The organism is Rhodococcus sp. TAF43 (assembly GCF_052113525.1).
In the GTDB taxonomy this organism is placed as follows: Bacteria; Actinomycetota; Actinomycetes; order Mycobacteriales; family Mycobacteriaceae; genus Prescottella.
Window position 1 is genome coordinate 1 of sequence record NZ_JBFRDL010000004.1, and the last position, 15,834, is coordinate 15,834.

The following is a 15,834-nucleotide window of genomic DNA, read 5'->3' on the forward strand; positions in this document are numbered from 1 at the left end:
TGTAGTTCCCGGGGACGTTGTGGACGCCGACACGGTCGATCGGTGACTGGCCTCCGATCCCGGTGTGGGGTCGGTGGTGATTGTAGTGGTGTAGCCATTGCTGGTAGGTCGCCGAGCGGGTCTGGTCGGACCGGTAGGTTCGTGCGTAGGCCCACTCGGCGGCGAGGGTGCGGTTGAATCGTTCGACCTTGCCGTTGGTCTGCGGCCGATACGGGCGTGTTCGTTTGTGTGTGATGTCCGGACCGAGTGCTGTGGCGAAAGCTTTTGACCGGTAACAGGATCCGTTGTCGGTGAGCACTCTTTTGACGGTGATCCCGTGGTCGGCGAAGAAGGTGTTGGCGCGGTTCCAGAACCCGGCGGCGGTCTCTTTGCGTTCGTTGCAGAGGATCTCCGAGTACGCCAGCCGGGAATGGTCGTCGACCGCGTGGTGCAGGTAGGCGTAGCCGGCCCCTGAGCGGTTCTTGCGTCCTTCGGTGCGACCGAGTTTGCGGTGACCGCCACCGTCGGGAATCCGGCCGAGTTTCTTGATGTCGACGTGAATCATCTCGCCCGGCTGGTCGTGTTCGTAGCGGTGCGGCGTTTGGCGGCGCACCGGCAGGCCTGTGGCTTGGTCGAGGTGGGCCAGACGCGGCATCTTGTAGCGGCGCAGCACTGCTTCGACTGTCGATTTCGCCAGGTGCAGGTGATATGCGATCCGGTGTGGTCCCCACCGGCGGGTGAAGCGCAGTCCGATGATCCGGCGTTCGGTGCGGGTCGGGGTCCGATGCGGGCACGAGTGCGGGCGTGAGGATCGGTCCTGCATCGACCGGTCACCGTCTCGGTAGCGGTCGACCCATTTCTTGGCGGTTGCCGGTGAACACTGGAAGCGTTCAGCGGCCCTGCGGAGGCTCCACCCGGTCTCGATGACGAGCTTCGCGAGGGCCAATCGGCCACGCGGGGTCAAGTAGGCGTTAGCGTGTGTCACGAGGACCTCTCGGTAGTCGGCGTGTGTGTGGTAACCACACCGATACCGGAGGTCCTCGCTTATGTCGTCATGCCGCGCCGTTCACAACCTGCCTGGGAACTACATCTAGCGCGCCGCCTGCGCGGGATCGGGAATCGCGATCGGCGCGGGGCCCTCGATGCCGAACTGGCCGCGGAAGAACACCATCGGGCGCTCCTCGCAGACGGTGTCCAGTTCGAGGACGCGGGCGACGATGACGTCGTGGTCGCCGGCGACGTGGACGTTCTCGACCTCGGCGTGGACGCGCATCAGGACGTCCGGCAGCGACGGCGTGTTCCACCGCGACAGCTCCCAGTCGAGATCCTCGTACTTGCGGCCCCGGCTGGAACCGAAGCGCGAGCACAGGTCGGACTGCTCCTCGTGCAGGACGTTGACGCAGAAGCGGCCGGTCTCACGGATCCGCGGCCACGCCCGGCCGCGATGGTCCGCGCAGATCAGGATCAGCGGCGGCTCGAGCGACACCGACGCGAACGACTGGCAGGCGAACCCGACCGGCCCGTCGTCGTCGAGACCCGTCACGATCGTCACGCCGGTCGCGAACTGGCCCATGACGCGGCGCATGTCGGCCGGAGTCGGCGCTCCCACCGAGCTCTCGTGTGCAATCACCTCTGTGGGCATGGGGCCACCTCCGATTCGGTGTGATCGATCGGCGCCCAGCGCGCCGAAGTTTGATGTTGGCGAGCGTATGGCGGCACGTTCGTGGCCCTGAACTGCTGTCTCGGTCAGCGGAACCACCCCTGACGGGCGCAGACAGGGAACTTATGGTCTCGCTCATCGGGATGAGATATGGCCCACCTCGGCGCGGACTGGCAGCCTGCCACCCGAATGGGCTGTGACCCGGATGACACATGAGGGACAGAGGCAACGATGACTGCTGAGTTGAGTTACGAGGGAACTCTGAGGGAGCTGCACACCGATGGGGGTGTGCTCCGATACCACGAGGCCGGCGACGGTCCGCCGCTGCTCCTGCTGCACGGTTCGGGTCCGGGAGTCACGGGCTGGCGCAACTACCGCGGCGTCCTCGCCGACTTCGCGGAGCACTTCCACTGCTACGTGCTCGAGTTCCCCGGATTCGGCGTGTCCGATCCGTGCGACGGCCACCCGATGGTCGAGGCGATCAACGCCGTGCCGACCTTCCTCGACGGTCTCGGCCTGGGCGCCGTCGACATGATCGGCAACTCGATGGGTGGTGTCGTCGCCACCCGGATCGCGATCGCCCAGCCCGAGCGTGTCAACAAGCTGGTCTCGATCGGCGGCATGGGCAAGAACGTCCTCTCGTCCAACCCGGGTGAGGGCATCAAGCTGCTCATGGAGTTCACGGACAACCCGACCCGCGAGAGCCTCATCCGCTGGCTGCAGTCCATGGTCTACGACCCCGCGATCGTGACCGAGCAGCTCATCGAGGAGCGCTGGGCACTCGCGACCGAGCCCAAGACCCTCGAGATCGCCCGCCGCATGTACAGCTCCAAGGCATTCGCGGCGATGGCTGCGGCGAACGCGCAGGCCGACGGCACCCCCTACTGGGCGCAGTTCGGCAAGATCAAGGCCCCCACCCTGCTCACCTGGGGTCGTGACGACCGCGTGAGCCCGGTCGACATGGGCCTGCTGCCGATGCGCGACATCCCGAACGCGGAATTCCACGTGTTCCCCAACTGTGGCCACTGGACCATGATCGAGGCGCGCGACGCTTGGGTCTCGACGGTCCTGGCCTTCCTTCTGCGTGACGAGAAGTAGGCGAAACCCAATGGCAGACAAGAAAGCCGGCACCGAGAGCTTCGACACTGTCGTCGATTTCCTGATCGTCGGTAGTGGCGGCGGTGGCATGGCTGCCGGCATCACCGCGGCGGATCGCGGTATGTCGGCCCTGATCATCGACAAGGGCAAGACCTACGGCGGCTCCACCGCGATCTCCGGTGGTGGCATCTGGATCCCCAACGCGCCCGTGCTGGTGCGCAAGGGTGCCGGCGACTCCCGTGAGTCGGTCCGTCGCTACCTCGACGTCGTCACCGACGGCAAGGTGTCCGACGAGCGTCTCGACGCCTACGTCGACAACGGCCCGCCGATGATGGAACTGCTCGAGCGCAGCCCTCACATCGAGTTCTACTGGGTGAAGGGCTACTCGGACTACCACCCCGAGGAGGAGGGCGGACGCCCCCTCGGCCGCACCACCGAGTGCACGCCGTTCGACACCCGCAAGCTCGGCGAGGACGAGAAGTACCAGCGTCCCAACAGCCTCAAGGGCCCGCTCGGCCTGTGGATCACGTCGAAGGACTACCGCGACCTGGCGATGGTCAAGCGCACGTGGCGTGGACGCCGGGCATCGCTCATCGCGGCGTGGCGTGTGTCGTCGAACGTCATCCGTCGCCGCCACATGGCGACCGGTGGCCGCGCGCTCGTCGCCCGTATGCGCATGGCGCTCAAGGACGCCGGCGTCCCGCTGTGGCTGCAGACGTCGATGAAGGAACTCATCGTCGACTCGAAGGGTGCCGTCGTCGGCATCACCGCGGAGCGCGAGGGCAAGCTGGTGCGGATCGGCGCCCGCAAGGGTGTCCTGCTCGCCACCGGCGGTTTCGACCACAACAACGAGATGCGCGCGCAGTACCTGCCCGAGCACGGCGCCCCGAACATCAGCGCCGGTGCACGCGAGAACGTCGGTGACGGCATCTGCGCGGGCCAGAAGCTCGGTGCCGCCGTCGATCTCATGGACGATGCATGGTGGATGCCGTCGGTCATGCACCCGATGGGTGCGGTGATCCCACTGGTGTCCGAGCGGTCCATCCCGCCGGCCGTCATCGTCAACCAGGACGGCAAGCGCTTCACCAACGAGTCGTCGCCGTACGTGAACTTCGTGCACGACCAGCTCGACGGGGGACACGTCCCGGCGTACTTCATCATGGACAGCAAGGCTCGTTCGCGGTACCCGTTCGCGCAGGTGCTGCCCGGTGCTCCGTTCCCGCAGGGCTTCTACGACAAGGGCATCGTGCACAAGGCGAACTCGCTGAGCGAGCTGGCCGGCAAGATCGGCGTCCCGGCGCAGAACCTGCTCGAGACCGTCGACCGGTTCAACGGCTACGCCCGCACCGGCAAGGACGAGGAGTTCGGTCGCGGCGACAGCGCGTACGACCAGTACTACGGCGATCCGACGATGAAGAACCCGGCGATGGACGAGATCGTCAAGGGCCCCTTCTACGCGGTCCGCATCGAGGCCGGCGACCTCGGCACCAAGGGTGGTCTGGTCACCGACGCCGAGGCTCGCGTGCTGCGCGAGGACGGCTCGGTCATCGACGGCCTGTACGCGACGGGCAACACGTCCGCGTCCGTCATGGGCAACGAGTACGCCGGTGCCGGCGCGACGATCGGCCCCTCGATGGTGTTCGGTTACGTGGCCGCAAACCACGTCGCCGATACCGCCTCGGACCGCACCGCCGCGTCCGACACGAAGTAGCACGCACAGGGTCCCGAGTGATCACTCACCGGGACTGGGAAACAGGCTCTGACGTGGCCGAATTCCAGTCCCGCTGAGCGGGAGATGTTTTGTTCTCCAGACGCCGTTCCTGGGACCGTTCCACCTACACGATCAGCGCGGTCGAAGAGCGTTGGTCCCCACTCGCACCAGGAGGGCGCGATGCTCGATCGTCTGTCGCCGACGATGGGCCGCGCCGGTGCTCACCCCAGCTTCCTCGAGCATGCCGACGAGCATGCCAAGCGCCACGGCGCATCCGAACCGCGATTTTCGTCGAGGCCGGTCGCCCGAGCTTGCCGGAGGACAGGTAGACCAATTGCTCTAGACCGCAGTAGGTCTGCCGCTAAGAATTGCCCCGCGTCGCCGTGGGATCGCAGAGAGAGAGCTGATAGCTATGGGTCAGGTTTTGGACAACATCATGCAGTTCGCGGACGAGATCCGCGAGGGTGGCATCGAGGGCGAGAAGCTGATGCGCCTGTCGGACGGCAACGCGAAGCGTGTGCGCGACGCCGGCGTCATCCGGATGCTGCAGCCGAAGGAGTTCGGCGGCCTCGAGGCGCACCCGCGTGAGTTCGCCGAGACGGCGATGGCCCTGGGCGCCGTCGACGGCTCGACCGGCTGGGTCTCCGGCATCGTCGGCGTCCACCCGTGGGAGATGGCGTTCTTCGATCCCAAGGCGCAGCAGGAGGTCTGGGGCGAGGACGTCGACACCTGGATCGCGTCGCCCTACGCGCCCATGGGTGTCGCGGTGCCGGTCGACGGCGGCTACATCCTGAACGGCCGCTGGTCGTTCTCCACCGGCAACGACCACTGCGAGTGGGTCATGATCGGTGCTCTCGTCGGTGACCAGAAGGGTGTTCCCACCGGCAAGATCCTGCATGTGCTGGTTCCGAAGGCGGACTACACCGTCGACCACGACAGCTGGAACGTCGTCGGCCTCCGTGGCACCGGTTCGAAGGACTTCACCGTCAAGGACGCCTTCATCCCCGAGTACCGCACGATCGACTCCGAGATCGTCCTCAGCGGCAACGGTGCCAAGCACGCCGGCCGTGACGAGACGCTGTACAAGTTCCCGTTCTCGTGCATCTTCCCGCTCGGCATCTCCTCGTCGCTGATCGGCATGTGCCAGGGCGGTCTCGCGCTGTACATCAACGCGCAGAAGGAGCGTGTCGCGGTCACCGGTGTCCCGATCAAGGAGGACCCGTACGTCCTCTACGCCATCGGTCAGGCCGCCGACGAGATCAACGCTGCGCGCGTGTCGATCCTCGAGACCGTCGATCGCTTCTGGGACAAGACGGAGAAGGGCCAGGAGGTCACCTTCGAGGAGCGTGCGATCGGCCGCCGCACCCAGACCAACGCTGCGTGGCGTGCCGTGAGCGCGCTGGACGAGATCTTCGCGCGCGCCGGCGGCGGTGCGATGAAGGTGACGCTTCCGCTGCAGCGCTTCTGGCGTGACGCGCACGTCGGCCTGACCCACGCGATCCACGTGCCCGGCTCGATCAACCACGCCTCGGCACTGACCCAGCTCGGTGGTGAGCCGCAGGGCGTTCACCGCTCGATGATCTAGTTCGAACCCACCTGCATTCCTTACTCAGGGACGGATTGATATGACGGAAATTCGGGGTCTCGGTTACCTCAGGATCCAGACTCAGGACATCGCTCGTTGGCGTGAACTGCTCGTCGACGGCCTCGGCATGGCAATCGGCACGGGGCCCGAAGAGGATGGCCTGTACCTGCGGGTCGACGAGCGCCATGCGCGCTTGGCCGTCCTGCCGGGCGAGTCCGACAAGGCGCTCGCGGTCGGCTGGGAGGTGCGTGACGAGTTCGCTCTGCAGCGCGTCCAGGAAGCTGTCGAGAAGTCCGGCATCGAGGTCGAGGTTCTCTCGCACGAAGAGTCCATCTACCGCGACGCCGAGAAGGTCATCGCGTTCGACGACCCGGCCGGCACCCGCATCGAGGTCTTCTTCGGTCCGGTTCTCGACCACAGCCCGGTCGTCACGCCGCACGGCGGCAAGTGGGTCACCGGCACGCAGGGCCTCGGCCACGTCGTACTGCCGACCGCGAAGTTCGCGGAGTCGTACGCCTTCTACACCGAGGTGCTCGGCTTCCTCCCGCGCGGTGCCATCCGGCTCGCGGACGGCGTCTCACGCGTCCGCTTCCTCGGTGTCAACGAGCGCCACCACAGCCTGGCGCTGTGCCCGGCACCGCCGACCGACGAGCCCGGCCTGGTGCACCTGATGACGGAGGTCGACACCCTCGACGCCGTCGGCCAGGCGCTGGACCGTGTCGCGAAGAACGGCTTCACGATCTCCTCGACCCTGGGTCGCCACACGAACGACAAGATGGTGTCGTTCTACGTGCGCGCACCCGGCGGCTGGGACCTCGAGTTCGGTACCGAGGGCATGGCGGTCGACGAGACCTTCTACACCGCCGAGGAAATCACGGCGGACAGCTACTGGGGCCACGACTGGTCGGCCTCGGAGCCGCTGAAGGCGTTCATCCCCAAGGCATGATCGTCCGGTAGCGACGGGTAGGGCCCCGCACGGATTCGTCCGTGCGGGGCCCTTTCGTCGTTCGACGGTGCGGTGTCAGGCGGGGAGGTCGAGTGAGCGCGCCAGCGTCGGCCACGCCTTGGGCAACCGGTCCCGCCAGTACGACCATCCGTGGATGCCGACGGCCTCGTAGTCGAAGGTGGCGGGGATCTTCAGCTTGTCGAGCCGGGCGTCGAGCCGGTGGGTGCAGGCGTTCGCGACGGCCTCCATAGGACCGCCGATGAACACCCGGTCGACGAAGTCGGGGGAGCCGAGTTCCTCGTACTTACCCGGGATGCCGGTCGACACCGAGACGTAGATGTCCATGCCGCGCAGTTGCTCCGCGTTGCGGACCGTGTCGTGGGCGGCCCACTCGGGACCGCCGACCTCGCCCCACAGGTTGCCCGGGTCTCCGCCGCGCGACGACACCGTCGCCTGCACGCTGACCCGGCCCAGGTCGTCCGTCGTCGAGTAGCACCCGCTGAACACCGCGATGCCGCGGTACATCCCGGGATTCCGATGCGCGAGCATCATCGCGCCCTGCGAGCCCATCGAGATGCCGAGCAGCGACTTGTCGCCGTTGGTGCGCAGGCGCGTGTCCAGCAGCGGCGGCAGCTCCTCGGTGATGAACGTTTCCCACTTGTGCAGGCCGACACCCGAATCGACCCGGTCCCAGTCGGTGTACAGGCCGGACACGCCGCCGTTGATCATCACGACGTTGACGTTCTTGTCCGCGAAGAATGCCGGTGCCCCGCCGATGGTGGCCCACCCGCTGGTGTCCTCACCCGCGTCGACGCCCTCGAGCGCGTAGATCGACGGTCGCGGCACCGAGTTGTCCTTGGGGAGAAGCACTTCCACACCGACTTCGCGGCGCAGCGCGGGCGAGGCCACCGTGAAGCGGACCATCTGCTCGGTCTTCTGCTCCTCACCCACGATGGCGGCGACGGTGATGTCGTCGCGCAGCGGCGGTAGCGGCGGCCGTTCGTTCTGGAGCGGGCCGGGGATGACCGATCCGGCGCTGACGCTGCCCCCGTTTTCTCCGCTGCCGGTCGAGCTGCCGGCGGTCGCCGCGCTCCCCGTGTTGCTGGCGCTGCCCAGGCTGCCGGCGCTGCCCGAGTCCTCGGAGCTTCCGCTGCTTCCGCTGCTCCCGGGTGCCGCCGCGGCCTCACCCGCCAGCGGCAGCGCCACCAGTGCGGCGAGCGACAGGCCGAGCAACCCGCGTCGAAGCCTGCGCGCCGGTGCGCACGTCGGTTCGGAACCCCACATCGAGAAAACCCCCAAAAGTCATGGATAGAGCGATCTGACGGTACTCCGCCGCACCGACACGCGTCCCCGAGTTACGCAGAACCGGGCGTCGGACCTCGCTCGACCGGTCTACACTCCGGCGGCATGGCGGACGTCCGCGTGGGCATCTCCGGGTGGGTGTACCCGGGGTGGCGCGGTGGCTTCTATCCCGAGGGACTCGTACATCGCGAGGAGCTGGCGTACGCCTCCGCGCACCTGACGTCGATCGAGATCAACGGGTCGTTCTACGCGTTGCAGAAGCCGTCCAGCTTCGCGAAGTGGCGGGACGAGACGCCTGACGGCTTCGTGTTCGCGGTCAAGGGTGGCCGCTACATCACGCACGTACGCAGGCTGCTCGACGTCGAGATCCCGCTGGCCAACTTCTTCGCGGCGGGGGTCCTGGCACTGCGCGACAAGCTCGGTCCGATCCTCTGGCAGCTGCCTCCGAACATGCAGTTCGACGCCGACCGGCTCGACGCGTTCCTCGCGCTGCTGCCGCGGACCACCACCGCCGCCTGCGCCCTCGCGGAGCGCCGCGACGACAAGCTGTCCGACGACCGGGTCCTGGTCGTCACCGACGCCGAGCGTCCCATCCGGCACGCGCTCGAGGTGCGGCACGCGAGTTTCGCCGTGCCCCAGGTGGTGACGATCGCCCGAGAGCACGGCGTCGCACTGGTCCTCGCCGACACGGCCGGGAAGTACCCGCGGATCGACGAGACGACCGCCGATTTCGCCTACGCGCGGTTGCACGGCGACGCCGAGCTGTACGCGAGCGGTTACACCGACGAGGCCCTCGACGGATGGGCCGAGAAGGTGCGCGGGTGGCAGCAGGACGGCAGGGACGCGTTCGTGTACTTCGACAACGACATGAAGGGCTACGCGCCGTTCGATGCGATGGCACTGTTGGACCGTCTCGGGTAACCGGGACGGCTACGTCCGATCCGGGCACTGTCGCGCGGTGAACGAGATACAGGCGATCGGCGCGTCGTGTCCGGCTTGTCGTAAGTTGACAGGAGTCGAAGTAAATCCAGTGAAGTGGAATCAACCGAGCGATCCGGATGTACGGACGCAGCCTTCCCACGAGATGGGGTCCGATGGATAAGTCCGGTGTCAAGGAAACTTTCGATTCCGTCGCGGAGTACTACGACCGGATGAATCGCGTGATGACCTTGGGGCGACACCGGCACTGGTGAGATCGCTCTCGCCGCGCGGTCTTTGTATCCGCACGCCGCGATCACCGCTGCAGACTTCTCGGAGCGCATGCTTGCCGCCGCGGCTACCAGAGCAATCGGCGATGCCATCTCGTGGCAAGTTGCCGACGCCAACGACCTGCCGTTCCCGGACGAGGCGTTCGATAGCGTCACGTCCGGGTATCTGCTTCGAAATGTCGACGACGTTTACCGGGTATTGGCAGAAAAGTTCCGCGTGCGGGACACATGTTCGGATATCCACTACCTGGCCTTCCAACCGTCCTGTGGCGGCGTCAGGTACGCGTTGCTTCCAGGAAATCCGAGATCGCCGCGGTCAGCTTCTTCAGGGTGCATCTGCTTCCGGTGCCCGCCCAACGGCCAGGTGGGAACGATGCATCGGTACCGGTCGCGTAGTTCGGCGACAACGTTCCGCCACACCGAACCGTCCATGATCAATCCGTGAATGAACATCAGGACCGGACCATCGCCACCGGTGTCTTCGTACTCGATAGGTCCCGCCGATAGTTCCACCTCGCGCATGTCCATTCCCCCTCGTGACACAGCAACCGAACGTCAGCCGCACGCCATCAGCGCGGCAACCTAGTGCCGGAACCGCCAAAGATAATCGACTCCGAGAAGCGCCACGCGTAGTGTGCGAAAGTCAAGTCGTGACTGGACGTTCGACGCGATTGCACTGTTGAACCGTCTCGGGTGAGCTGAGATGGCTGCATCAGGTTCAGGGATTCGTGAGCGTCGGCGAACACGGAGGATTGCTGGCGTATGAGTCCGCAGTCAGAGGGTCCGAACCCGCCGATGTCGAATGCGGACTGCGATGCGACGATTTCGGCGGCGAGACCGAATGCCTAGACCCAGACCTCCGCGGTACATAAGGCTGTGCTGGAGCGGCCCAGCGGTGACCAGGAGATCGCCGCCGGGCCGCGGTGGCGGTCGAGGTCGGACAGGGCTGTCGGTGAATCACCGCGAACTCCTGGACCAACCCTTTGCCGCTGAGGAACTTCCTAGAAGGGGCGCGCCGGAAGTGGCTTGATCAAGTGTTCGAGTAGGGGTGCCGACTGTGCACAGGTGAGCACCTCGGACGGGTCGAGTCGGATGTACTCGCGTGTGGATGGGTCGACCTCCCACACATCCTCACCGATGAGTCGACCCTGGTCGTCGTAGGGCCAGTTCATGTACTGCCGATTCTTCATCAGGTACGTGGCCTGCGGGTCGACATCGATGCCCTCCGCCACGAGCGCGGCTCCTGGAGTCTGCTGGTAGAGAACAAAGTCGGTACAGATCAGATTGTCGCCGACAGCGATCTTCTCGTCTTCGACGTAAAAGATGCACTCCCCGGTGCCAGCCCATTCGCTGTAGACACTCTTGATCGCGTCGGCGCCCTCGAGCCTGATCGTGCGACCGAAAGTGTTGAAATTGTAGACGGGTTCCTCGACCATCATGTCGGGCGCGAAGATTTCCTCCCAGCGACCGGCGACCTCCAGGTTGCGGTGCCGGTTGTAAGCATGCAGCAGGTAAAGGTGCCGCGGGTTGACGGTCCGCTCGATCAGCTGCGCGACCGCGATATTCGTCTCGGTGACGTCGAATCTACTCATCACTGTTTCCTTTCAGGATCTGAAATTGGGGCGTGGGCTTTTCGAGGGCAAGCCCCGAAGCGCATATGTCGGTAGGGGATATTTCAGAATGGCCTGTCGCCCGCGATCGTCGCGCGCTCCATTTTCCGGACGGCCGGCCAGTAGTCCTGAACCGCGTAATGCTGCGTAGATCGGTTGTCCCAAATCGCGACGCAATCCTTCGTCCAGGTCCAGCGGACCTGGTACTCGGGGATCGCTGCCCGACTCTTCAGATGGTTGAGCAAATCGCTCGCGCCGGGCGAGTAATCGGCGCCGTAACGCACTCGGTCCGGGGTGTGGAAGTTGGTAATGTGCGTCGTGAAAACATTCACATAGAGGATCTCTTCCCCCGTCTCAGGATGCGTGCGAACCACCGGATGCTCGGCATCGGGGAAGCTCTCTTTCAGTTCGTGCCGTACTTCTATCGGCTTCGAGGCGCCGAAGACTGCCTCGAAGCTGTGCCGGGCACGCAAGGATTTGACCTGATCCTTGACGTGATCCGGAAGTTCGCGGTATGCCTCGACCATGTTGACCCAAATGGTGTCGCCACCAATTTCAGCCGGTTCCACACAACGCAGTACGGACGCCATTGAGGGGCTCTCCCGCCAACTCGTATCGCTGTGGTAGGAATTCTCGTAGTGGCCCTCGCTCGACGTATCCTTATACAGGAGAACAACACCGGAATCATCGTCGGTGTTTGGGTGGCCATCTTCCAGCGGTCCGAACTTCTTGGCGAAGGCCACGTGTTGGATGCGTGTCATTTCCTGGTTTCGGAGAAATAGCACTTTGTGCTTCAGGAGAAGCGACTTCACCTCGGCGAAGAGGGCATCATCGCGGGTGATGTCAGGAATCTGTATGTCGAGCAGTTCGGCCCCGATATGTCGGGTCAGTTGCTTCACCTTGATCAAGGAATTCCCGGCTTGCGATGGCTCCTCGATTTGAACGGCGTGCATGGGTGTCACTCCTTTGATTTCGGGGGAGAGGGGTACTCGGCCAGCTCGGCCGGAGGGCGACAGGTTCGCTCGTTGGGTGCTCTTCATTTGCGGTCCGGTGAAGCATGGATCCGCACCGTCAGATGTCGAAACTCTAGCGCCCAGTCCCGGCAGGAAATTGACCTCACGTTGCACCTTGCTTGACGCGCTATTGCTCCGCCCGCAGGGTTACCGATGGGGGAGGGGCTACGTGAACGCCCTACCGGCGCATCGGATATCGGATTCGGTTTCCGTGCGCTCCCGCACCCGTTGCGGCGGCGACAATTGCTACCCGCCTGTCCTGCAACTTCCGCGGGGAGGCGGGTATCTGGGTTTCCAATCCTGTTGGCCGGAGCCGCTATACGCCCGGTCGAATGTAGGGTAGGAGCGGGGCACGAGCGTGGTCCGGTGTCGAGGATGGTGAAGCTGCTGTGGATCCCGACCGAGCAGTATTGGAATGGGATCTCGCCCTCGAGCCGACCGCCAAAGGCATCTGCCGGGTGATGCCGGCCAAGCTGACGGACGCTCGAAGGCAATCGAAAGGAGGCTTCGATGACCCGGCTTGTCCGTAACGCAACGCTGACGGGATACCTGGAGCTCATTCGTTCTCGGGAAGTCGACCCACTTCCGTTGCTCAGGTCTGTCGGGCTCCAGGTAGCCGACCTGGCCATGCCGAATCAGTGGATCGCCATCGACGCCGCCGCCCGACTCCTCGAGATCTCTGCGGTCGCAACCGGTCTCGAAGGTTTCGGATTGCGCCTGGCCGAGAACCGAAAGTTCTCCAATCTGGGCCCGATCAGTGTAGCCGCGCAGGGCGAACCGGATATGCGCAGTGTGCTGATGATGCTCAGTCGCTATCAGCACCTACGCAGCGAGGCTATCAACGTTCGGATAGCTGAAACTGATGACCTCGTAAAGGTTAGGCTTGACTTCGACATAGTCCCTGCCAGCGCCTCGCGGCAGTTCTCCGAGATGATCGTAGGGGCACTTCTTCGGCTGATCAAGATCGTTTCCGGAGGCCGTTGGACACCGGCAACCGTTTGTTTTATGCACGACGCACCGGACGCCCTGACGCTTCACCGCCGTACCTTGGGAAATTCGATCCGATTTGGCGAGAATTTCAATGGCTTCGGGTTCTACGCTGGCGATCTCGATATCCCCAATAGCCTGTTCGACCCTTCATTTCAGCCGTTCGCGAAGGAGTATATCGACACGATCGCCAGCCCGCGACCCGTCGACGATCTCGACCGCATTCGTGAACTGATCGAAACCACGCTGCCGACGGGGCGGTGCTCGCTGCAGCATGTCGCGAAGACGCTGGGAGTCAACCGCGTCACGGTCCATCGGCTTCTTGCCAGATCGAACACATCATTCTCGGAGATCCTCAATACCACCCGGGTGGATTTGGCTCGGATATATGTCACACAGCGGACGCGTTCCCTAACGGATGTTGCTGGTCTGCTTGGGTTTTCCGAACTATCTGCGTTCTCGCGCTGGTTTCGAACCGAGTTCGGGTCCAGTCCAACGGCCTGGAGGGCTGCACTTTAGAGCAGGTGTTGGTCGTCGGGCCTGTGCACTGTCGGCGCGGGACCACTGAGTGCATCACCGGTCGCGGCGGGCACTGCACATTCACGGTCGAGGGGTCCGAATGGTCGGCGGTCCTCGGGTGATGGGGGCTTAGGCCGGTGCCCGGAGCGTCCGATCAGCGGAGAGCGCTTGGCGGCAGACGCAGTGCAACAGTATGTCAATCCAGCCGTAACGCAGCGTCAATCGAATGTGGCGCAGTCCCTATAGCGTGATGTGCAACATAACTGCGGCATTAAGTGCCGTCGAACACATGGTGTCTGCGGTGATCCGGTGGGTTCACGGGACTCCGCTTTCCGATGTCGGGTCAATTCGGGTGGGGGCTTGTGAAGGCTCGGTCGACTAGTTCGGTCGACCGGCGCGGTTATGCCCCCGGGGAAACGGTGAACCCGCAGATCCGCCGCTGGCCGCGATACATGAGCTGGCTCTGCGGCCTGCTGATTCTGCCGAATTATTGGACGCCACAACATGTTCCGATCCAGCACTGCGTTCGCTACGACCGCACCACGAAACTGAGAGAGAAGCCACATGCTCAATCTGTCCATGCTCCTGGAGGATTCCGCTCGTCGGTATCCGGACCGTGACGCGCTCGTCCAGGGCGAACAGCGGTTCACCTATGCCCAGGTGGATGCCGTCTCGAACCAGGTAGCCAACCTTCTCGTCTCGAGCGGGATCCGGCCAGGCGACAAGGTGGCACTTTCTCTCCCGAACGTGCCATGGTTTCCGATTCTCTACTACGGAATCCTCAAGGCCGGCGCGGTCGTGGTGCCACTGAATATTCTGCTCAAGGGCCGTGAGATCGCCTATCACTTAGCCGATTCGGACGCCAAAGCGTACTTTTGCTTCGAGGGTACATCGGACCTGCCGATTGCCGAGTTTGCCCGGGAGGGCTACGAAGACGCCCCGACCTGCGAGCACCTGTTCGTCGTTGGCGCAGACCGAGCGCCTACCGCCGAGGGCATTGCCCAGCTGGCGCAAGCGCTCGTGGATCAGCCCAGCGAGTTCGAGAGTCTGCTGTGCGAGGCCACCGACACCGCGGTGGTCCTGTACACCAGCGGCACCACCGGCCAGCCCAAAGGCGCCGAGCTGACACACTCGAACATGGTGCTGAATGCGCTGACGGCTAACCGACTGTTCGACTCGCGGCCCAGCCGGCACGACAAGCACCTGACGGCCCTACCGCTCTTCCACACCTTCGGTCAGACCGTGAACATGAATTCGGCGTTCTCGATGGCCGCGACGTTGATCTTGTTGCCGCGGTTCGACGCTCAGTCCGCACTGCGGATCATGAACGAACAGGACGTGACCGTCTTTGCGGGCGTACCGACCATGTACTGGGGTTTGCTCGAGGCCATCGATACGCTCGACGACGGGATCGATGTCGAACGGATCGCCAAGAATCTTCGCAGGGCGATCTCGGGCGGGGCGTYGATGCCGGTCGAGATTCTCAAGCAGTTCAACGAACGATTCGGAGTTCAGATCCTCGAAGGTTACGGGCTCTCGGAGACGTCACCGCTGGCGGTGTTCAGCGACTCCGAGCGGGATCCGCGACCCGGGTCCATCGGCACGCCGGTATGGGGCGTGCAGGTCCGCCTGGTGGATGAGCAATGGAACACTGTGGCCGAATCAAATTCAGTGGGAGAGATTGCAATTCGTGGACACAACGTGATGAAGGGATACTACAACCGGCCCGCGGCAACCGAAGAGGTGATGTGCGACGGCTGGTTCCGCAGCGGGGATCTCGCCCGCCGCGACGAGGACGGCTTCTACTACATTGTCGACCGGGCAAAGGACATGATCCTCCGCGGTGGGTTCAACGTGTACCCGCGAGAGATCGAGGAAGTGCTCATGGCGCACGAGGCCGTCTCCCTGGCGGCAGTGGTCGGCGTACCGCACGAAAGTCACGGCGAGGAGGTCAAGGCGTTCGTCATCCTCGACAAGGATGCCGAAATCTCCGAAGGGCAGTTGATCGACTGGACCAAGACGCAGATGGCCGCCTACAAGTACCCGCGTCTGGTCGAGTTTGTCGCGTCATTGCCGATGACCGCCACCGGAAAGATCCTCAAGCGCAGCCTCGCCTGAAGCCGAACAAATGCGTGCCGGCCGGCCTGCGGTGGGCGCCTAGTCGCAGCGCCATTCCGATCGCTACCGGTTCGGTCAGAAAACCATTTAGGAGCAAG

The 15,834-nt window shown here is 64.3% G+C and carries 12 protein-coding genes and 1 pseudogene; 8 read left to right on the forward strand and 5 right to left on the reverse strand.

Annotated features, from left to right (window positions below; genetic code table 11):
* Both AB4Z09_RS04200 and AB4Z09_RS04205 read right to left on the reverse strand, forming a co-directional pair.
* Positions 1-964 (reverse strand): IS481 family transposase (locus tag AB4Z09_RS04200; protein WP_442239217.1); only part of this gene is annotated, 964 nt, incomplete at its 3' end.
* A gap of 105 nt (positions 965-1,069) precedes the next feature.
* The gene (locus AB4Z09_RS04205; protein WP_114723182.1) at positions 1,070-1,621 is read right to left on the reverse strand and encodes a flavin reductase family protein; all 552 of its coding nucleotides are present in this window, start codon (positions 1,619-1,621) and stop codon (positions 1,070-1,072) included.
* Between the two features lie 249 nt (positions 1,622-1,870).
* On the opposite strand from AB4Z09_RS04205, the gene AB4Z09_RS04210 reads away from it, so the two are divergent.
* From AB4Z09_RS04210 to bphC, 4 genes are all read left to right on the forward strand, one after another.
* Positions 1,871-2,737, forward strand: a complete 867-nt coding sequence (locus AB4Z09_RS04210) for an alpha/beta fold hydrolase (protein ID WP_114723181.1) — start codon at positions 1,871-1,873, stop codon at positions 2,735-2,737.
* 10 nt (positions 2,738-2,747) lie between these two features.
* On the forward strand, positions 2,748-4,448 hold the full coding sequence (locus AB4Z09_RS04215; protein WP_442239218.1) for an FAD-binding protein: 1,701 nt from the start codon (positions 2,748-2,750) through the stop codon (positions 4,446-4,448).
* A 412-nt stretch (positions 4,449-4,860) separates the two neighbouring features.
* Positions 4,861-6,033: a hydroxylase gene (locus AB4Z09_RS04220; RefSeq protein ID WP_442239219.1), complete on the forward strand. Its 1,173-nt coding sequence runs from the start codon at positions 4,861-4,863 to the stop codon at positions 6,031-6,033.
* Between the two features lie 40 nt (positions 6,034-6,073).
* Positions 6,074-6,979 (forward strand): biphenyl-2,3-diol 1,2-dioxygenase, encoded by a 906-nt coding sequence (gene bphC, locus AB4Z09_RS04225; RefSeq protein ID WP_442239220.1) that lies wholly within the window; start codon positions 6,074-6,076, stop codon positions 6,977-6,979.
* A gap of 75 nt (positions 6,980-7,054) precedes the next feature.
* On the opposite strand, the gene AB4Z09_RS04230 is transcribed toward bphC, so the two are convergent.
* Positions 7,055-8,263 (reverse strand): alpha/beta hydrolase, encoded by a 1,209-nt coding sequence (locus AB4Z09_RS04230; protein WP_442239221.1) that lies wholly within the window; start codon positions 8,261-8,263, stop codon positions 7,055-7,057.
* Positions 8,264-8,386: 123 nt separating this feature from the next.
* Between AB4Z09_RS04230 and AB4Z09_RS04235 the strand changes: the two genes are divergently transcribed.
* Positions 8,387-9,202, forward strand: coding sequence for a DUF72 domain-containing protein (locus AB4Z09_RS04235; RefSeq protein ID WP_114723176.1), 816 nt, complete (start codon positions 8,387-8,389; stop codon positions 9,200-9,202).
* Positions 9,203-9,375: 173 nt separating this feature from the next.
* Positions 9,376-9,934: pseudogene (locus AB4Z09_RS04240) on the forward strand (class I SAM-dependent methyltransferase).
* Between the two features lie 556 nt (positions 9,935-10,490).
* Here the strand turns inward: AB4Z09_RS04240 and AB4Z09_RS04245 are convergent.
* Together AB4Z09_RS04245 and AB4Z09_RS04250 are read right to left on the reverse strand one after the other, a co-directional pair.
* A complete protein-coding gene (locus AB4Z09_RS04245) occupies positions 10,491-11,081 on the reverse strand; it encodes a hypothetical protein (protein WP_114723174.1) in 591 nt (196 codons plus the stop codon).
* Positions 11,082-11,164: 83 nt separating this feature from the next.
* Positions 11,165-12,052 (reverse strand): TauD/TfdA dioxygenase family protein, encoded by an 888-nt coding sequence (locus AB4Z09_RS04250; RefSeq protein WP_114723173.1) that lies wholly within the window; start codon positions 12,050-12,052, stop codon positions 11,165-11,167.
* Between the two features lie 570 nt (positions 12,053-12,622).
* Between AB4Z09_RS04250 and AB4Z09_RS04255 the strand changes: the two genes are divergently transcribed.
* Both AB4Z09_RS04255 and AB4Z09_RS04260 read left to right on the forward strand, forming a co-directional pair.
* Positions 12,623-13,618, forward strand: a complete 996-nt coding sequence (locus AB4Z09_RS04255; RefSeq protein WP_442239222.1) for an AraC family transcriptional regulator — start codon at positions 12,623-12,625, stop codon at positions 13,616-13,618.
* Positions 13,619-14,182: 564 nt separating this feature from the next.
* The gene (locus AB4Z09_RS04260) at positions 14,183-15,736 is read left to right on the forward strand and encodes a long-chain-fatty-acid--CoA ligase (protein ID WP_442239223.1); all 1,554 of its coding nucleotides are present in this window, start codon (positions 14,183-14,185) and stop codon (positions 15,734-15,736) included.
* Positions 15,737-15,834: the final 98 nt, after the last annotated feature.